The sequence below is a fragment of the Candidatus Dormiibacterota bacterium genome (assembly GCA_035635555.1).
Taxonomy (GTDB): Bacteria; Acidobacteriota; Polarisedimenticolia; order Gp22-AA2; family Gp22-AA2; genus Gp22-AA3.
The window spans coordinates 64,782-79,901 of the sequence record DASQAT010000039.1 but is presented as its reverse complement, the minus strand read 5'-3'; the positions used below and the strand labels follow the sequence as shown (position 1 = coordinate 79,901).

Annotated in this window: 17 protein-coding genes; 10 read left to right on the top strand and 7 right to left on the bottom strand. The window is 65.6% G+C overall.

Features of this window, described 5'->3' with window-relative positions; translation table 11 throughout:
• The 3 genes from groEL to VEW47_11070 all read left to right on the top strand — a co-directional run.
• The coding region (gene groEL / locus VEW47_11080; protein ID HYS05722.1) for a chaperonin GroEL at nucleotides 1-804 on the top strand (804 nt) is incomplete at its 5' end.
• A 154-nt stretch (nucleotides 805-958) separates the two neighbouring features.
• Entirely contained in the window at nucleotides 959-1,192 is a 234-nt protein-coding gene (locus tag VEW47_11075; GenBank protein ID HYS05721.1) for a hypothetical protein, read from the top strand.
• 59 nt (nucleotides 1,193-1,251) lie between these two features.
• Nucleotides 1,252-2,343: a potassium channel family protein gene (locus tag VEW47_11070; GenBank protein ID HYS05720.1), complete on the top strand. Its 1,092-nt coding sequence runs from the start codon at nucleotides 1,252-1,254 to the stop codon at nucleotides 2,341-2,343.
• 73 nt (nucleotides 2,344-2,416) lie between these two features.
• Here the strand turns inward: VEW47_11070 and VEW47_11065 are convergent, their stop codons facing one another.
• On the bottom strand, nucleotides 2,417-2,662 hold the full coding sequence (locus VEW47_11065) for a DUF2630 family protein (protein ID HYS05719.1): 246 nt from the start codon (nucleotides 2,660-2,662) through the stop codon (nucleotides 2,417-2,419).
• A gap of 48 nt (nucleotides 2,663-2,710) precedes the next feature.
• The gene (locus VEW47_11060) at nucleotides 2,711-2,995 is read right to left on the bottom strand and encodes a hypothetical protein (protein ID HYS05718.1); all 285 of its coding nucleotides are present in this window, start codon (nucleotides 2,993-2,995) and stop codon (nucleotides 2,711-2,713) included.
• Nucleotides 2,996-3,166: 171 nt separating this feature from the next.
• On the opposite strand from VEW47_11060, the gene VEW47_11055 reads away from it, so the two are divergent.
• Nucleotides 3,167-3,478, top strand: a complete 312-nt coding sequence (locus VEW47_11055) for a rhodanese-like domain-containing protein (protein ID HYS05717.1) — start codon at nucleotides 3,167-3,169, stop codon at nucleotides 3,476-3,478.
• Complete coding sequence (locus tag VEW47_11050; protein ID HYS05716.1) at nucleotides 3,479-3,607, top strand: hypothetical protein; 129 nt, start codon at nucleotides 3,479-3,481, stop codon at nucleotides 3,605-3,607. It begins immediately after the preceding gene.
• Nucleotides 3,608-3,624: 17 nt separating this feature from the next.
• On the opposite strand, the gene VEW47_11045 is transcribed toward VEW47_11050, so the two are convergent.
• From VEW47_11045 to VEW47_11035, 3 genes are all read right to left on the bottom strand, one after another.
• Entirely contained in the window at nucleotides 3,625-4,128 is a 504-nt protein-coding gene (locus VEW47_11045; GenBank protein HYS05715.1) for a hypothetical protein, read from the bottom strand.
• Nucleotides 4,129-4,302: 174 nt separating this feature from the next.
• Nucleotides 4,303-4,635: a carboxymuconolactone decarboxylase family protein gene (locus VEW47_11040; GenBank protein HYS05714.1), complete on the bottom strand. Its 333-nt coding sequence runs from the start codon at nucleotides 4,633-4,635 to the stop codon at nucleotides 4,303-4,305.
• 14 nt (nucleotides 4,636-4,649) lie between these two features.
• Nucleotides 4,650-5,435: a dienelactone hydrolase family protein gene (locus VEW47_11035; protein HYS05713.1), complete on the bottom strand. Its 786-nt coding sequence runs from the start codon at nucleotides 5,433-5,435 to the stop codon at nucleotides 4,650-4,652.
• A 244-nt stretch (nucleotides 5,436-5,679) separates the two neighbouring features.
• Here VEW47_11035 and VEW47_11030 point away from each other — a divergent pair, with 244 nt between their 5' ends.
• The 3 genes from VEW47_11030 (at nucleotide 5,680) to VEW47_11020 (ending at nucleotide 8,904) form a co-directional block, all read left to right on the top strand.
• Nucleotides 5,680-6,918: a hypothetical protein gene (locus tag VEW47_11030; protein HYS05712.1), complete on the top strand. Its 1,239-nt coding sequence runs from the start codon at nucleotides 5,680-5,682 to the stop codon at nucleotides 6,916-6,918.
• On the top strand, nucleotides 6,915-7,694 hold the full coding sequence (locus VEW47_11025; protein HYS05711.1) for a hypothetical protein: 780 nt from the start codon (nucleotides 6,915-6,917) through the stop codon (nucleotides 7,692-7,694). Before VEW47_11030 ends, VEW47_11025 begins: the two co-directional genes overlap by 4 nt.
• A 67-nt stretch (nucleotides 7,695-7,761) precedes the next feature.
• Nucleotides 7,762-8,904, top strand: coding sequence for a serine hydrolase domain-containing protein (locus VEW47_11020; GenBank protein ID HYS05710.1), 1,143 nt, complete (start codon nucleotides 7,762-7,764; stop codon nucleotides 8,902-8,904).
• Between the two features lie 25 nt (nucleotides 8,905-8,929).
• Here VEW47_11020 and VEW47_11015 read toward each other — a convergent pair whose 3' ends face one another.
• Nucleotides 8,930-9,757: a hypothetical protein gene (locus VEW47_11015; protein ID HYS05709.1), complete on the bottom strand. Its 828-nt coding sequence runs from the start codon at nucleotides 9,755-9,757 to the stop codon at nucleotides 8,930-8,932.
• Between the two features lie 300 nt (nucleotides 9,758-10,057).
• Here VEW47_11015 and VEW47_11010 point away from each other — a divergent pair, with 300 nt between their 5' ends.
• Both VEW47_11010 and VEW47_11005 read left to right on the top strand, forming a co-directional pair.
• Nucleotides 10,058-10,789 carry a hypothetical protein gene (locus VEW47_11010; GenBank protein HYS05708.1) on the top strand — a complete coding sequence of 244 codons (732 nt, stop codon included), beginning with the start codon at nucleotides 10,058-10,060 and terminating at the stop codon, nucleotides 10,787-10,789.
• Nucleotides 10,790-10,797: 8 nt separating this feature from the next.
• Nucleotides 10,798-13,491 carry a TonB-dependent receptor gene (locus VEW47_11005; protein HYS05707.1) on the top strand — a complete coding sequence of 898 codons (2,694 nt, stop codon included), beginning with the start codon at nucleotides 10,798-10,800 and terminating at the stop codon, nucleotides 13,489-13,491.
• 6 nt (nucleotides 13,492-13,497) lie between these two features.
• Here the strand turns inward: VEW47_11005 and VEW47_11000 are convergent, their stop codons facing one another.
• Entirely contained in the window at nucleotides 13,498-14,985 is a 1,488-nt protein-coding gene (locus VEW47_11000) for a sulfatase (GenBank protein ID HYS05706.1), read from the bottom strand.
• Nucleotides 14,986-15,120 lie beyond the last annotated feature (135 nt).

Below are 15,120 nucleotides of genomic sequence, written 5' to 3'. Positions count from 1 at the left end.
TTCGGCGATCGCCGCAAGGCGATGCTCGAGGACCTCGCGATCCTCACCGGCGGCAAGTGCATCACCGAGGACCTCGGCATCAAGCTCGAGAACGTCAAGATCGAGGACCTCGGCCAGGCCAAGAAGATCACCGCCGACAAGGACAACACGACGGTCGTCGAGGGCAAGGGGAAGCGCGCCGATGTCGAGGGCCGGGTGAAGCAGATCCGGGCCCAGATCGAGGAGACCACGTCCGACTACGATCGCGAGAAGCTGCAGGAGAGGCTCGCGAAGCTGGTCGGGGGGGTCGCCATCATCAAGGTCGGCGCGGCCACCGAGAGCGAGATGAAGGAGAAGAAGTCCCGCGTCGAGGATGCCATGCACGCGACCAAGGCGGCCGTCGAGGAGGGGATCGTCCCCGGCGGCGGCATCGCCCTGGTGCGCGCCATCCCGGCGCTGGAAACGCTCAAGGAGAAGAATGAGGACGTCCAGACCGGCATCAACATCGTCCGCCGGGCTCTGGAGGAGCCGATCCGGCAGATCGCCATCAATGCCGGATTCGAGGGTTCGATCATCGTGCAGCAGGGAAAGGAGCAGGACAAGGCGTCCATCGGCTTCGATGCCTACGCCGGCAAGTGGGTCGACATGTTCCAGGCCGGTATCATCGACCCGACCAAGGTCACCCGCACGGCCCTGCAGAACGCGGCCAGCATCGCGGCTTTGATGCTGACCACCGAGGCGATGATCCACGAGATCCCCGAGAAGGAGAAGGCCGGCGCCGGCATGCCCGGCGGTCCTGGCGGCATGGGCGGGGACATGTACTGATTCCCTGCCTCACGTTCGTGCAATACACAAGCCCCCCGGGTCCGTCCCGGGGGGCTTCGTTTTTCAGGCGACCCCACCGTTCACCTGCCTGTGACCCGAGGGTCACAGAACCTTCACCGCCCGCGGCTACAAGGTCGTGCATGAGAATGGAGGAATGAAGACCATGGACGAAGAATCGGGAGAGATTCTCGTGCTGCGCGATCCGCTGCGCCCCTTCATCGAGATGCATATCAGGGGAGCGAACCCGGACGCGTACCGTGTGGTGCGGCTGGACCGTCACGAGTCCCGGCGGCTCGCCGCGCTCATCCTTTATCAGGCGGAGAGACTGGGCAGCGCGTGGCTGGGGCCGGTCGCGGAGTCCGGCGAGGAGGAGTCGAAGAGCGCCTGAAACGATCGGCTTTGCTAGAATGCCCGCCACGGATCCGGACCCGTCCGGGAGGATGAGGCGTGACGATCGCTGTGGCGCGGTTTCCAGTAGCCTTCATTGCCGTCGCCCTGATCGGCACCGTCCTCTGGGACGCCTTCGAGGCGATTGTCCTGCCGCGGCGCGTCACGCGCCGGTGGCGCCTGGCGCGCCTCTTCTACCGTCTGAGCTGGTCGCTCTGGGCCGCTGTCGCACGCCGGATCGGCTCGCGCGCGAGGCGCGAGTCCTTCCTGGGCGTCTTCGGACCGCTCTCGCTGCTGTTCCTTCTGGCGCTGTGGGCCGCGAGCCTCGTGCTCGGATTCGGAGCGCTCCAGTGGTCACTCGGGACCACGCTGCACACGCTCGACGCGCCACCGTCGTTCGGGACTTATCTCTACCTGAGCGGCACGACTTTCTTCACGCTCGGTCTGGGGGACGTGGCGCCACGCGGGCCGCTGGCACGCAGCCTGACGGTCGTGGAGTCCGGGGTCGGCTTCGGTTTCCTGGCCCTCGTGATCGGCTACTTCCCCGTCCTCTACAACGCCTTCTCAAGGCGCGAGGTGTCGATCACGCTCCTCGATCCGAGGGCCGGTTCCCCCCCGACGGTCGACGAGCTGCTGCTCCGCCACGGCCGGGAGCGCCTGCATCACCTGGATCGATTCCTGCACGAATGGGAGAAGTGGACCGCGGAGCTGATGGAGAGCCACCTCTCCTATCCCGTCCTCGCCTATTTCCGCTCGCAGCACGCTCACCAGTCGTGGCTCGCCGCTTTGACGACGGTCCTCGACTCCTGCGCGCTTCTCATGGCCTGCGTCCGGGACGAGTCGTCCTGGGAGGCGCGCGTCACGTTCGCGATGGCCCGGCACGCCGTCGTCGACCTCGCCCAGGTCTTCCGCCTCGAGCCGCGCGCGCCCTCTCCGGACCGACTCTCCCCTGCGGATGCCGCCCGGCTCTTCCGGCTGCTCGGCGAAGCCGGCCGGCCGGTCTCCGACACCGCCGATGCGGCGCAGCGCCTCGCGGATCTTCGCGGGACCTACGAGCCGTACGTCAACGCGCTCTCGGAGCGCCTGCTGATGCCTCTCCCCGCCTGGACCTCGACCCGCGCCTCGCCCGCGAGAGCGCACGCCGACAATTGAGCGACCCTGGGCGGCCAGGAGCTGCGCGGTGAAGCGGGAGCCGCCGTCCCGGCCGGGAGCGCCGTGCTCTGCTTCATTGCTCGTAGTTCTCGACGATCCCGGGCGGCCGGACGCGCGCCTGCGCGGGGTCGTCACCGAACTCCCTGAGCGCCCGACGCTGGCGCAGCAAATCCCAGCACTGATCGAGCTCGATCTTGAGCTGATCCAGTCGCTGACGGTCAGCGTCCGAGAGCTTCCCCTGCTCGAAGAGCCGGTGCTCTTCCTTGACGAGATGTTCGATGTGCCGGCGTACCGGCTGGTCGGACTCCTGTTCGGCCATGAACGCACCTCTCTGGGCCTCGGGTGGCCTGTTTGATGTGTCTCCTCTTTACTTCATCCTGACCGTCTGCACCCACGAGCCTGTCTTGCCGAAATCGTCGGAGACAATGATTCCGTTCCTGCCCGCGACGTAGACGTACTTTCCGTCGCTGCTCGTGGCGATGGCTACCCCGCCCGTCTCTTCTGCGATATTGAACTTGTCCCTGAAGCTCTCCTGGGCCTTCTGCGCCCAGAGGGGCCGGGCGAGCAGGACCAGGCTCGCGACCACGAGACACACGGTCACGGTCATCCACAAGTCCCGATACGTCCACCGGAAGACACGACGCTCTGCCATGGAGTGGCCTCCTTTCACGGAATCGCAGTCTAGCAGATCGCATCTGGGGGCGGCCCGGGCGGAAGCCGGCCTGACCCGGCCGCGGCACGCTTTCGCGACCCTCATCGCCTATACTGGCTGGCACAGGCGGGGTCGGAAGCCAGCGCTCGCCGATGCTTGAGGGAGGTTCCCATGCTGTCATGGCGCCAGTCATCTGCTGTCGTCGCGGCCCTGCTTCTCGCCCTCGCCGTCGTGCCGAAGGCCAGGCCGGCCGACAAGGAAAAGATGCCCGAACCCGAGCCCTTCGGTCGATTCACCGTGGACCAGGTCGAGAGGCGCCTCGGGCAGCCCAACATCCATATCTACGACGGCAACCGCCCCGAGACCTACGCCGAAAACCATGTTCCGGGCGCCGTCCGCCTGAACAGCAAGGACATCAAGGAAGGGGTCCTGCCGGCGGACAAGGACACCACGCTGATCTTCTACTGCATGAACGAGCTCTGAATGGAGTGCCACCACGCGGCCCGGAGGGCCGCCGATCTCGGCTACCGCGAGATCTTCGTCATGCCGTCGGGAATCCAGGGCTGGATCAAGGCAGGAAAGCCGGTCGTCAAGGGGGACGCACCTCGCTGACGGGCTGACCCTGCCGGCTACATCACGTCGAAGGCGTCCACGACGACCCAGCTGCAGCATCCGGCCGGGTTCCACGCACCCGTGGTCTTGATCGTCAGCGTGTGGGGACCCGGAGACAGGCCGCTGGCCGTGTACATGACGGCCTGTGCCTGCTCGGTCGGCGCGTAGCCATCGACCGTCGCCTTCAGCGCACCGTCCAGATAGACCTCCGCGATCCCGCCCCAGACAGCCTTGAAGCCGATCCAGCGGACTCCGGTTCCGTTGAAGGGGAGCGTGGCGGTCCCGATCGGATACGGCGATTCGACGATCGAGCCGCCGCTCAGATCGGAGCGATGCTGCGGGTACCACACTCCCGTGTAGAGGACGGATGGATTGTTCTCCTCGATGCGCGTGGTGCCCGAAGGCACGGCGCCGGCCAGGGGCACCTGCGCCGGCGCCCATGACCAGGACAACATCACCAGCAGCGCCGGCACGATGTGTGCCGCCAGCGCTCGTCGCCGCGTATGCTTGTTCGGTCTCATTGCGATGCACCCTCCTTAGGAGCAACAAGGATGGCCCGATCCATGGACGCGCGCGTATCGGGTAGATACCCCGATGCCTTGACGGAAAAACACTGTGAGAGCGTCATGGAGGGGGCCGAGAGGCGTGCCGGATCGGATCCTGCCGCGCCGGCATCTCCTGCTGATGAGAGACCGTCAAGTCTGTTGATGCTCGTCCAGGCACTGGAGCGTCAGGCCGCCGTGGCTCCAGGCGGCCCCCGCCGCCAGGGCCATCGACACGAAGATCACCTCGCCGATCTCGGCGTCGCTCGCCCCGGCCTTGCGCGCGCGCCGGGAGTGCGCGTCGATGCACCACGGGCACTGCGTGATGTGCGCGATACCGATCGCGATCAGCTCCTTCGTCTTGAGGGGCAAGGCGCCGTCCGCGAACGCCTTGCCGTCGAACTCGAGGAACGCCCGGTAGGACTCGGGCGCCAGCTCCCGCATGCGCTTGAACTGTTTCTTCACGTCTACGCCGTGGAACACCATGGTCGCGACTCCTTTCAGTGGAAGACCTGATGGAACAGATCCAGCATGGCGGCCCAGGACTTCGCGTCGGCGTCCGCGTTGTACGCCAGACCGTCCATCCCGCTCTTGTCCGCCCGAGGGTTGGTGAAGCTGTGCTTCGCCCCCGGATAGCTGATCACCTCGAACTTCGCCCCCGCGGCCGTCATCTCGCTCTTGAACGCCTCCACCTGCCGGGGCGGGATCATCGGATCGTCGGCGCCCGTGAGGACGAGGATGCGCGCCTTGATCTTCCCTTTCCCGGCCGGCGTCTTCGTCGCCAGATGTCCGTGGAACGTCACGACCGCGTCGAGGTCGGCGCCTGAGCGCGCCATGCCCAGAACGACCCCGCCCCCGAAGCAGTATCCAATCGCGGCGATCTGATCCGGGTCGACGTGAGGATCCCGCTTGAGCTGTTCCAGCGCCGCGTTGAACCGGGCGGTCAAGACCGCGGGGTCCTTCGTCGCCTCGGTCATGAACGCTTCGGCGTCCTTCGGATGCGTGGCCACCTTCCCCTTGCCGTACATGTCGAGCGCGAAGCCGACGTAGCCCGCCTGCGCCAGACGCTTCGCCTGGTCGCGGGCGTGCTCGTTGTGCCCCCACCACTCGTGCACGACCAGCACCCCGGGCCGCCTGCCCTTCGCGGCGTCGTCCCATGCGAAAAATCCCTGCAGGACGGTGTCCCCCTGCCTGTACTCGACATCCCTTGTCCGGACGGCGGCCGATACACCCGACGTCAGCGCGAGCAGCGCCGCCGCGATCGCGAACACCCGTGCCTTGTCCATGGGTCGTCCTCCTTGACGCGTTCCTGTTTACAACAGGGCGCGCCGGCACGCAAGGGGCCCGCGCGTGCAAACGCGACACGCGGCGGCCCCGGACACGGTCAGAAAGCCGACGGGCGGCGATGCGGCCGGGACAGGGATCGCAATGAGGTAACCGCCCCTTCGGGCTCGCTTGACTCCACCGCAAAGGACACTACCTTCAGTTCATCGTACGGTGCTCGTCGGGTTCGAACCGAGGGAGGGGCTCATGCTGAACAGCACTGTCACCGCGGACTCCGACCTCTGGCAGTCGGTGTTCCGGATGCTTCTGGCGCCGATCACGTGGATCGCCGGAATGCAGAAGTGGTTGCTCAATTTTTTCCTTTCGTCGTCGTCCGACTGGGCCGCCGTGGGCAAAGTCGTCTTTCTACTTCTCCCGGTCCTTCTTTTCGTGGCCGCCGTCTGGTGCACGCAGCTGTCGCTCTACACCGTGCTGTTCCGGTCGGCGCGCGTCAAATTCGCGGGGATGGTGGTCCTGAGCTGGTGGGACGCGGCCCGGGCCGTATGGTTTTACTGGATCGGGCTGTTCCGGCTGGTCGTCGTGGCTATCGGCTGGGTCCTGACTCTCGCGCGCCTCGCCCTGCGCCTTCTGATGGAAGCGCTGCGGCAGCTTCTGATCGCCCCCTTCACGTTCACGGGCCGGCTCTCCAAGAGCTACTTCCGGCCCGGCGTGCCATGGATCGCCTTCATGATGCTGCTGTTCTGGTGCCTGCTCGAGGCGACGATCTTTACCTACACCCTGTTCCCGACCGTGTCGGAGGTCCTGGCGGATCTGGTCGGGATGGAGGCGCCGCGCCTCGCCGGGCCCGTCCTGTACCTGTTCCTGCTCCTCCTGATCCTGGGCAGCTTCGCCTGCATCCAGGCTCTCATCGACAGCTTCAGGAAGCGCGAGATCAAGCTGATCGTCCAGATGGTCCTGGTCGAGCTGTTCGTGATGTTCTTCGAGGTGATGTTCCTCTATCGCGAGCTGGTGGACGCGATCACGCCCTGGATCGCGCAGCAGACCGGTGAGCGCTTCCGCCTGGGAATCGGGTTCACTCTCTCCGTGGCGACATTCGGCTGGATCGGCATCCGCGGCATGACCTGGTTCCTGTTCGGGCAGTACGGCACGCCGCCGCTTCTGGCCTTCATCTCCCGCCAGCCCCTGCCCGAGGGGGAGGCGCCGGCCCAGCAACCGGCCGGGCCGGAGCCGGCAAGTCCCTGGCACGAGCTGATCCAGGACTTCAAGCGGGAGACCGACTGGCTGCACCAGAAGTGCGACGAGATCATGGAATACCTCGCGCTGCCGTTCCTGCACGTGCTCGCCGCGGCCCTGAACTTCGTCATGATCCTGGTGGCGTCGAAGCCGGTGATCGGCCTGCCGCTGAAGAGCCTGAAGGACATCATGGACACGCGCGACATCGCCAACACCATCCGGCTGCAGCCGAAGAGAGCGGAGAGCCAGTGAGGCGCGCGCGCGTCGCGTCCCGCGGACTCCTGGCGGTCGTCCTCCTGAATGCCGTGCTGCTCGCTGGGTGCGGCCTCGAGTCCGGCGAGCGCAAGCCGCGCCTCACGCTGTTCGTCGGGGTCGATACCAGCGGGTCGTTCAGGAATTCAGGGTCCTACGACGACGCGATGGCCTTTCTCGCCTACTACATCTACGGTCATCTCCACGAGCTCGGCGGGCTCGACACGCCGCGGGAGCTGTTCGTCGGGGCGATCGGGGGGCGCAATCCCGACGAGCCGAAGGCGTTCCATCCGATCCAGGATTTCGCCGACAAGAACATCCGGGAGATCGAACACGATCTGAGGGCCTGGTTTCCGCCCAGCGACTCGTTGACCGATTTCAATCCCTTCTTCCAGCAGGTGGCCCGCATCGTGAAGGAGCGCAATCTCGTCCTGGCGCCCGTCACCCTGACGGTGGTCACGGACGGCGTCCCCGATGTCTCTCTTCACAAGGCGAAGTCCGGCTCCGCTGCGGTCTACAAGCACATCGACCTCGGGCCTCTGGAGTACCTGTCCCGGCGGATGAGCGTGCGGCTCGCCTACGTCAGCCCCCAGGTCGGCAGGAACTGGCACGACCTGGTGCCGCACCAGCGCGTCCGCCTGTGGACCGTGGACGCCGAGATCATGAAGGGCTGGAAGGGCCAGATCCGGCCGGGCGGGGCGGCGGAAGACCAGGAACGGCTGTGGGCCTGGATCCAGCACAACGTCGACTACCGGGTCCGCTCGCTCGGGACCTGATCCCTCGCAGGTACCAGGCACGCCTTCGCAAGACGGGAATCTTCTGACGCATAATCCCAGGGCGGATATGCGCTTCATAGCCGTTTCGTCTGCGGGCCGGCCGGCCCTCCTCGATCGCCGCGCGCCGGCGATCCTCATGTCGCGCCTGGTGCCCGTCCTCGCCTGGTTTCTGCTCCTGGGATGTCGCACGGCGGATCCCGCGAAGCGGATCGACGCGCTCCTGGCACCGCTCTCCAGCGACCATGCTCCGGGGGCGACGGTGATGGTGATTCGGAGTGGAGCCGTCGTGTACACGGCCTCGCTCGGGATGGCCGACGTCGAGCGCCAGATCCCGATCGGACCACGGACGGTGTTCGACCTCGCGTCGGTGTCGAAGCAGTTCACCGCCATGCTGGCCATGATCCTGCACCAGGAGGACCGGCTCGACTACGACGCCCCGGTCGTCCAATACCTGCCGGAGCTGTCCCGGTTCGGCCCGGCGATGACGGTGCGCCACCTGCTGACGCACACCTCCGGGCTGCCGGATTATTACGACACGCTGACACGCTCCGGCGCCGCCGGCTCCTGGGTCTCGAACCAGCAGGCGCTCGCCTTCCTGGCGGGATGGGGCGAGCCGGTCTTCCCCCCGGGCGAACGCTTCGAGTACAGCGACGCCGGGTACGAGATGCTCGCGCTCGTCCTCGAGAAGGCCGCCGGGGAGCCGTTCGGGGATCTCCTGCGCCGGCGGATCTTCGAGCCGCTGCGGATGAAGGACACGCGGCTGCGTGATCGTCCGGACGTCCCGGTGCCGGACCGCGCCCGCGGCTACACGCCGCTCGGCAAGGAGTTCGCTCCCAGTCCCGAGCACCCCCTGGACTACCTCGTCGGCAGTGGCGCGGTCAACACGACGCTCGACGATCTCCGCCGCTGGAACGAGGCGCTCGACGGCGGGCGCCTGGTGAGCCGCGAGACGTTCGGCGAGGCGGTGCGACCGATGCGGCTCAACGACGGCAGCGCGAGCGATTACGCCTTCGGGTGGTTTCTGAAGAGGGATTTCCTGCGCCGCCGCCTGGAGCATCCGGGGAGCTGGAACGGTTACCAGGCGTTCATCGTCCGTTACCCGGACGATGGCTTCACGGTCGTCCTGCTCGCGAACCGCTCCGACATCGATCTCGGCGATCTCGCCAACCGGATCGTGCGGATCTACGCCGGACCGTTCGGCGCCCCATGAGTCGGAGGGGCCGGACCGCGAAGATTCAGTTGGTGAGCGACCGTCCGGCGCGAGCCGTCGGGAAGCGGAACGTCAGGCCGGGGCGTACTTGGAGCGCATTGTTGTTGTCGTAGCTGACGGCGAGATACACGAGCAGGTTGGGCCGAACATACCTGCCGGCACCCAGAGTGCCAACCAGCTCTCCGCCCGAGGCTTCCGGCACAACGGCTGCTGCACCGGCCGTGTCACCTACCTCGCCCCCCGAACCGGCCGACGTGTTTCCAAACACCTCTGCGAAACACTCGATGTGATCGTTGGGACGATACACCGCTGCCAGTGCGTAGCCGATGAGGTTGTTGAGACTGGCGCCGGCCGGACTGCCGGGGACGGTGTACGACAAGTTCAAGTGCGTGTCGAAACGGCCGAGACGCTTGCTGGCGATGAAATACGCCGCATAGTCGGTCTTCCCGGTCCCAATGAGAGTGTCGCGCGCGGTCGGGAATTTGACCTCCCCCGCCATCGCCATTGCCGGAACCCGCCGACCCTCCTGCATGAACCGATATGTGAGCGTCACCTCGAAGTCTCCGCTGCCGGCCGCGTGCTCGCCGGCCTTCGGACGGATGGCGGTGTACGGCACCGGCTCCATGATGAGCTCCAGATTGTCCGTCACGCCGTATTCGGCCAGAAAGGGGAGGGCGGCTTCCGTTCCCTCGGACGATCTCTGGAATTCATACGCGCTGCCGGTTTTCCACCAGCCCGCCGGAAGCAACCGCGCGGTCTCCGTCTCCAGGGTCTGAGCGAAGCACACGCTCGCGCCAAATCCTGCGAAGAGCAACGCGGCCAAACCGGATAACGCACGCCCACGGATGCTCATCGTTCTCCTCCTCTGAGTCGGCAACCCGAGACCGTGCTGAGTGTATACCCTCCCGGGGCCTCGTCCGAAGGTCATCTGGCTCATGAACTGCGGCGACAGTGCAGCAAGTCGGGACGGTCCTGAGAATCCGGTCCTCGACTCGTGCCGGGACGACGAAAGAAGAAAATGTGGCGAAGGATCTTGCCGACAAAACCCCTCTCACAGCCGGATGACGAGTGACCCGGCGCGGTCGCCATCGGCGGGACCCGCACGACTGGTGCGACCGACCCGCCACTGAGTGACCACATAAGGAGAGCGATCATGAAGCCCGCTTCGACTTTCGCGATCCTGTCCGTCCTGGCTCTCTGCGCGGTGATTCTTGTTCCAGCTGCTCCTGGAGCCGGTACGAAGGATGCAAAACGCTGGACGGACCGGTTCGACACGTCGACCTGCGCATGGTCGTCGACCGGGAAGAACGATTTCTTCATCCTGGAGCCAGGCTACCGGCAGGTTTTCGAGGGGCATGAAGACAAGGATTCGGTGCACCTTGAGATCACCGTCCTTGCCGAGACGCAGACGATCGCCGGCATCGAGACCCGGGTCGTCGAAGAGAAGGAGACCCACAACGGGGCTCTGGAAGAGGTCTCGCGAAACCTCTTCGCTGTTTGCGGCCCCGGGAACGATGTCTTCTACTTCGGTGAGGCGGTGGACATGTACAAGGACGGCAAGGTCGCCAACCATGAGGGCGCCTGGACCGCGAACACGGGAGGAGCCAAAGCCGGCCTCTTCATGCCCGCGAGACCGCTCCTCGGCGCACGGTTCTATCAGGAAATCGCTCCCGGCGTCGCCATGGACCGCGTGGAGATCGTGAGCGACAGCGAATCCTTGAAGTCTCCGGCCGGGGGCTTCGACGGATGTGTGAAAACCGAGGAGACCACTCCCCTCGAGCCCGACGCGAAGGAGTACAAGATCTTCGCTCGGGGGGTCGGGCTCGTCCAGGACGGCACACTCGTCCTGGTGAAATACGGGCTCACTCCGGGCCAGAAGCCTTGAGTCGCCCTGTGTCCAGCACTGGCATCAGGACGCTGATCCACGCTGGAATCGTCGTGTGCATGGCGGGCCTCGCCGTATCGGCTGAGTTCGGACAAGACCGGACCACGTGCGGGCTTGCCGGCACTGTCACGGACGCTAACAGGGCTCCCCTTGCCGGAGCGACAGTCCGGATCGAGAGTCACGCCCTCATCGGTGGCCCCCGAAGCGTCACCACGGGCAAGGACGGACGCTTCAGGTTTTCGGATCTGCCACCCGGTGAGTACACCATCACCGTCGACCTTCAGGGGTACAAGACGGTCGTGATCGAGAAGACGCGTCTTTCCGTGGGCATGAACGCCGAAATCCCGATCGGGATGGTCCCCTACGCGGGCGTGGAAGTCGTGCGGGTCCTCGCGTCTCCGGTCCCCATCGATACCACGAGCTCCTCGACGAGCACGGTGCTTCCGCCGGAGATCCTGAGAAACATCCCGACCGACAGGGACACGTCGCACGTTCTGGACCTCGCCCCCGGCATCAACATCGAGTCGGCCTATGGTGGCGGAGAGGAGGCGGGAAACTCCTACGAAGTCGATGGCGTGGACATCTCCGATCCCGAAGGGGGAGCACCCTGGTCGCTCTTCAACTACAGCCTCATCGACGAGGTCCAGATCGCCGGCCTGGGCGCGCCCGCGGAGTACGGAGGATTCACGGGGGCTGTCTTCAACAGCGTCACGCGCTCGGGCGGGAACGATGTCTCCGGCTCGGCCGAGCTCTATTACACCAACGAGGCGCTCAGCGGTCTGCAAAACCACAGGGAGGGAAGCCTCCAGGTCGGAGGACCGTTTCGCAAGGACCGGCTGTGGTACTTCGCCTCCGGGCAGTATGTCAGCGATATCTCGAACGAGGGCGGCCCGGACCAGACGGAGACCGACCCGAGACTGTTCGCGAAGCTCACCTGGCAGGCGAGCCCCGCCAATACCGTGCAGGGCTGGCTCGAAGAAGACCATCCGCGGGTCATCGGGCGCAACGGCGACGAGTTCACGCCGCTTGAAGCCACGGCCAACGAGAACAACCCCGAGCTCGTCTGGAACCTGGCCTGGAGATCCATTCTCTCCGCCCGCTCGATCCTGAACGTGACCTGGGCCGGATATACCGGCTATCACCATTTCGATCCCCACAACGGGTTTTCCATTCCCGGACGGATCGACGCGCAGACCGGCTTCGCCTCGAACAACGCCGCGCTCTTCCAGAAGTTGGACCGGACCCGCAATCAGCTCAACGCGTCCCTCACGCATGCCGCGGGGAACCACGATGCCAAGTTCGGAACGGAGATCGAACGTTCCCTGCTGCACAGCCGCGCCGGCTTCCCGGGCGACGCGTTCTTCTCGGACAATGAGGGCCCCCAGGTGGACCCGAGCACGGGGAATCCGGACTCCTTCACGCTGGCCTTCCTGGGCGGCGGCTACGAGGTCCGGCCGAAGAACGAGCGGATCTCCCTGTACGCCCAGGACGCGTGGCGGATCACGCCCCGGTTCACGCTGAATCCCGGGGTGCGTGTGGATTTGAACAGAGGGAGCGTCTCGGGGGCCACGGTATTCAGGACCACCGGGCTGGCGCCGCGGATCGGTTTCGCGTGGGATCTGAAAGGCGACGCGAAATCCGTTCTCAGGGCGCACTACGGGCGCTATTACGAGGCGCTCTATTCGACCTTTTACCAGTTCATCGATCAGGGGGCATTCTTTCCCCTCACCAAGCAGAGGACCTTCAACACGAGCGGCTTCACCGATACCGTTGCGACCCTGCCCGGCCGGAGCGTCTCCGGAGCTCCGGGCATCCGGCAGCCCTACCTCGATCAGTACATCCTCGGCTTCGATCGGGAGGTCTTCCACGGGACCGTCGTGAGCGGCACGCTGGTGTTCAGACGGAGCGCCGATTTCATAGAGATTGTGAGCCGGAATGGGCAGTTCGTGCCCGTTCCGGGGCAGGTGCCGGGGACCGGCCAGCAGGTCACCCTGTTCGACTACCTGAATCCGACCACCGACGTGCTCGTCTACGACAACCCGCGCGGACTGAACCGCACTTACAGAGGAGCGATCTTCTCCCTGACGCGCCGAATGAGCGGGAACTGGCAGCTTGTCGCCTCGTATGTCTATTCCCAGGCGCGCGGTAACGTCGACAACCTGCTGGGTTTCGACACGAGCATTCCAGACACCAATAATCCCGACCTGCTCGGCCAGGTCCTGCAAACCCCAAACTCCTTGGTGAATGCGCGGGGTCGCCTCACCCACGATCAGACGCATCAGATCAAGCTGCAGGCCACCTGGATCCTTCCATCGCGTCACCTGTCAGTCTCCGGGAATTACACGTTCCACTCCGGCGACACCTGGACTCCTCGAACGGACTGTCTCCTGACCGATGACGGAAACGGCGTGATCGGTGACGGCATCTTGGGTTGCCACTCGTTTCCGCAGGGTCCGTTCCAGTATCTCGCGGAGCCGAGGGGGAGCCGGCGCCTTCCGGCTCGCAACGAGCTCGATCTGCGTATCGAGTGGTACCACGACTCCGCAAAAGGGGGGCGACTGCGACTGTTCGCGGATGCCTTCAATCTGAACAATCAGACACGGCCCACGGAGGTCGAGACACTTGTCGGCCCCAACCTGGGCCAGCCTGCGACCGAAAACTTCTCCACGAACGTCCGGTTCGGGCTCGGATTCGAGTGGTAATGTCGATCAGTCGGTCGCCTGCCCCTCGCCGTCCATCACAACCGGGGCGTTGGGGTCGTACTTGGGGTTCCTGACCGTCGGGACCGGCGCCCGGATCGAGGCGCGCCAATCGAGGAGCACCCGGTGCAGCTCCTCAGCCTTGTCCGGATTCATCGGCGCCAGGTTCATCTTCTCGCCGATGTCGTTCTTGAGGTTGTAGAGCTCGAGATGTCCGTCCTCGAAGAACTCGATCAGCTTCCAGTCCCCCTGGCGGACGGCCGAACAGGGAGTCGTCTTCCAGGGACCCCTCCTCCCCGAATCGGGCTCGAGGTAGACCGGGAAGTGCCAGAAGAGGGCGCGCGCCGGCAGGAGGCCGCTCCCCTTCAGGACAGGCACGAGACTCTCGCCGTCCAGGACGTATCCCGGGGGCCTCCGCACCCCGGCGATCTCCAGGATCGTCGGATACAGGTCGACGCCGCTCACCGGGATGTCCGCGACGCTCCCCGCCCTGACCTGGCCGGGCCAGCTCACGAGCATCGGAACGCGAATCCCCCCCTCGTAAATCATCCCCTTCGATCCCCGCAGAGGCCCCATCGAAGTGACCTGCGCGAACCCCCCATTGTCCGACAGGAAGAACACCACGGTCGTGCTCGCGAGGCCGAGCTTCCCGAGCGTCTCCATGATCCGGCCGACTCCCTGATCGGTGCTCTCGATCATCGCGGCGTATTCCGGGGTCTCCTGCCCCTGGCTCCCCTTCTTCTTTCTATACTTCTCGATCAGCTCTTTTTTGGCCTGGATCGGCGTGTGTACGGCGTAATGCGGCAGGTAGAGGAAGAACGGGCGGTTCTTGGCGCCCGAGATGAACCGGATCGCCTCGCTGGTCAGGCGATCGGTCAGGTACTCTCCCTGCGGGCCGTCCTGCAGCTCTACGATCCCGTAGGGGCTGAAGTGACTCTTGGCGTGCCCTTCGGCCCCTCCGCCGACGCTCACGTCGAATCCCTGGGCGCTCGGGCCGAAGCGCGGATAGTTTCCGAGGTGCCACTTGCCGATGCAGGCGCTCGTGTAACCGGCCGGCTTGAGAGCCTCGGCAATAGTCACCGCCTGCGGCTTGAGGACCGTCTGGTTGGCGACCGGGATCCATTTCCGGAGCTGGACCGGTCCGCGCTCCGAGCTGCCGACCGTGTAGATTCCGTGCCTCGGCGGATACTGCCCGGAAAGGAGACAGGCGCGGCTCGGCGCGCAGTTCGGGGCGTTGGCGTAGGCGTTGGTGAAGACCATCCCCTGCCGGGCCAGCCGGTCGAGGCTGGGCGTCTCGTAGTACGTGCTGCCCTGGAACCCCGCGTCCTTCCAGCCGAGGTCATCGATGTAGATGAGGATGACGTTGGGCCGGCCGCCGGCCGGGCCGGCGGCGAGCGGACAGCCGAACGACGCCAGGGCAACGGCGCACCTCGCCGCAATCCTCAGGAAGCGCCGGAGCGCGAACCCGGATGCGGCCCGGCCCTGACCGTTGTCCACGCGTCAGCCCTCGAGAACCGCGTCGCGGTGGATTGGACGACGGTTCCGCCGGGACGGTACCACTCTTCCCGCCAATAGGAAAGCGGCGGACAATGGAGGCCTTGGAGAAGGATTTGTCCCGTTCGTTCGCTCTGA

Bases quoted from the DNA above. Each gene is read 5' to 3' on its own strand.
- VEW47_11075 (HYS05721.1), top strand. From the start codon at position 959: ATGAAGACCATGGACGAAGAATCGGGAGAGATTCTCGTGCTGCGCGAT.
- VEW47_11065 (HYS05719.1), bottom strand. From the start codon at position 2,662: ATGGCCGAACAGGAGTCCGACCAGCCGGTACGCCGGCACATCGAACAT.
- VEW47_11060 (HYS05718.1), bottom strand. From the start codon at position 2,995: ATGGCAGAGCGTCGTGTCTTCCGGTGGACGTATCGGGACTTGTGGATG.
- VEW47_11055 (HYS05717.1), top strand. From the start codon at position 3,167: ATGCTGTCATGGCGCCAGTCATCTGCTGTCGTCGCGGCCCTGCTTCTC.
- VEW47_11050 (HYS05716.1), top strand. From the start codon at position 3,479: ATGGAGTGCCACCACGCGGCCCGGAGGGCCGCCGATCTCGGCTACCGC.
- VEW47_11045 (HYS05715.1), bottom strand. From the start codon at position 4,128: ATGAGACCGAACAAGCATACGCGGCGACGAGCGCTGGCGGCACACATC.
- VEW47_11040 (HYS05714.1), bottom strand. From the start codon at position 4,635: ATGGTGTTCCACGGCGTAGACGTGAAGAAACAGTTCAAGCGCATGCGG.
- VEW47_11035 (HYS05713.1), bottom strand. From the start codon at position 5,435: ATGGACAAGGCACGGGTGTTCGCGATCGCGGCGGCGCTGCTCGCGCTG.
- VEW47_11030 (HYS05712.1), top strand. From the start codon at position 5,680: ATGCTGAACAGCACTGTCACCGCGGACTCCGACCTCTGGCAGTCGGTG.
- VEW47_11020 (HYS05710.1), top strand. From the start codon at position 7,762: ATGCGCTTCATAGCCGTTTCGTCTGCGGGCCGGCCGGCCCTCCTCGAT.
- VEW47_11015 (HYS05709.1), bottom strand. From the start codon at position 9,757: ATGAGCATCCGTGGGCGTGCGTTATCCGGTTTGGCCGCGTTGCTCTTC.
- VEW47_11010 (HYS05708.1), top strand. From the start codon at position 10,058: ATGAAGCCCGCTTCGACTTTCGCGATCCTGTCCGTCCTGGCTCTCTGC.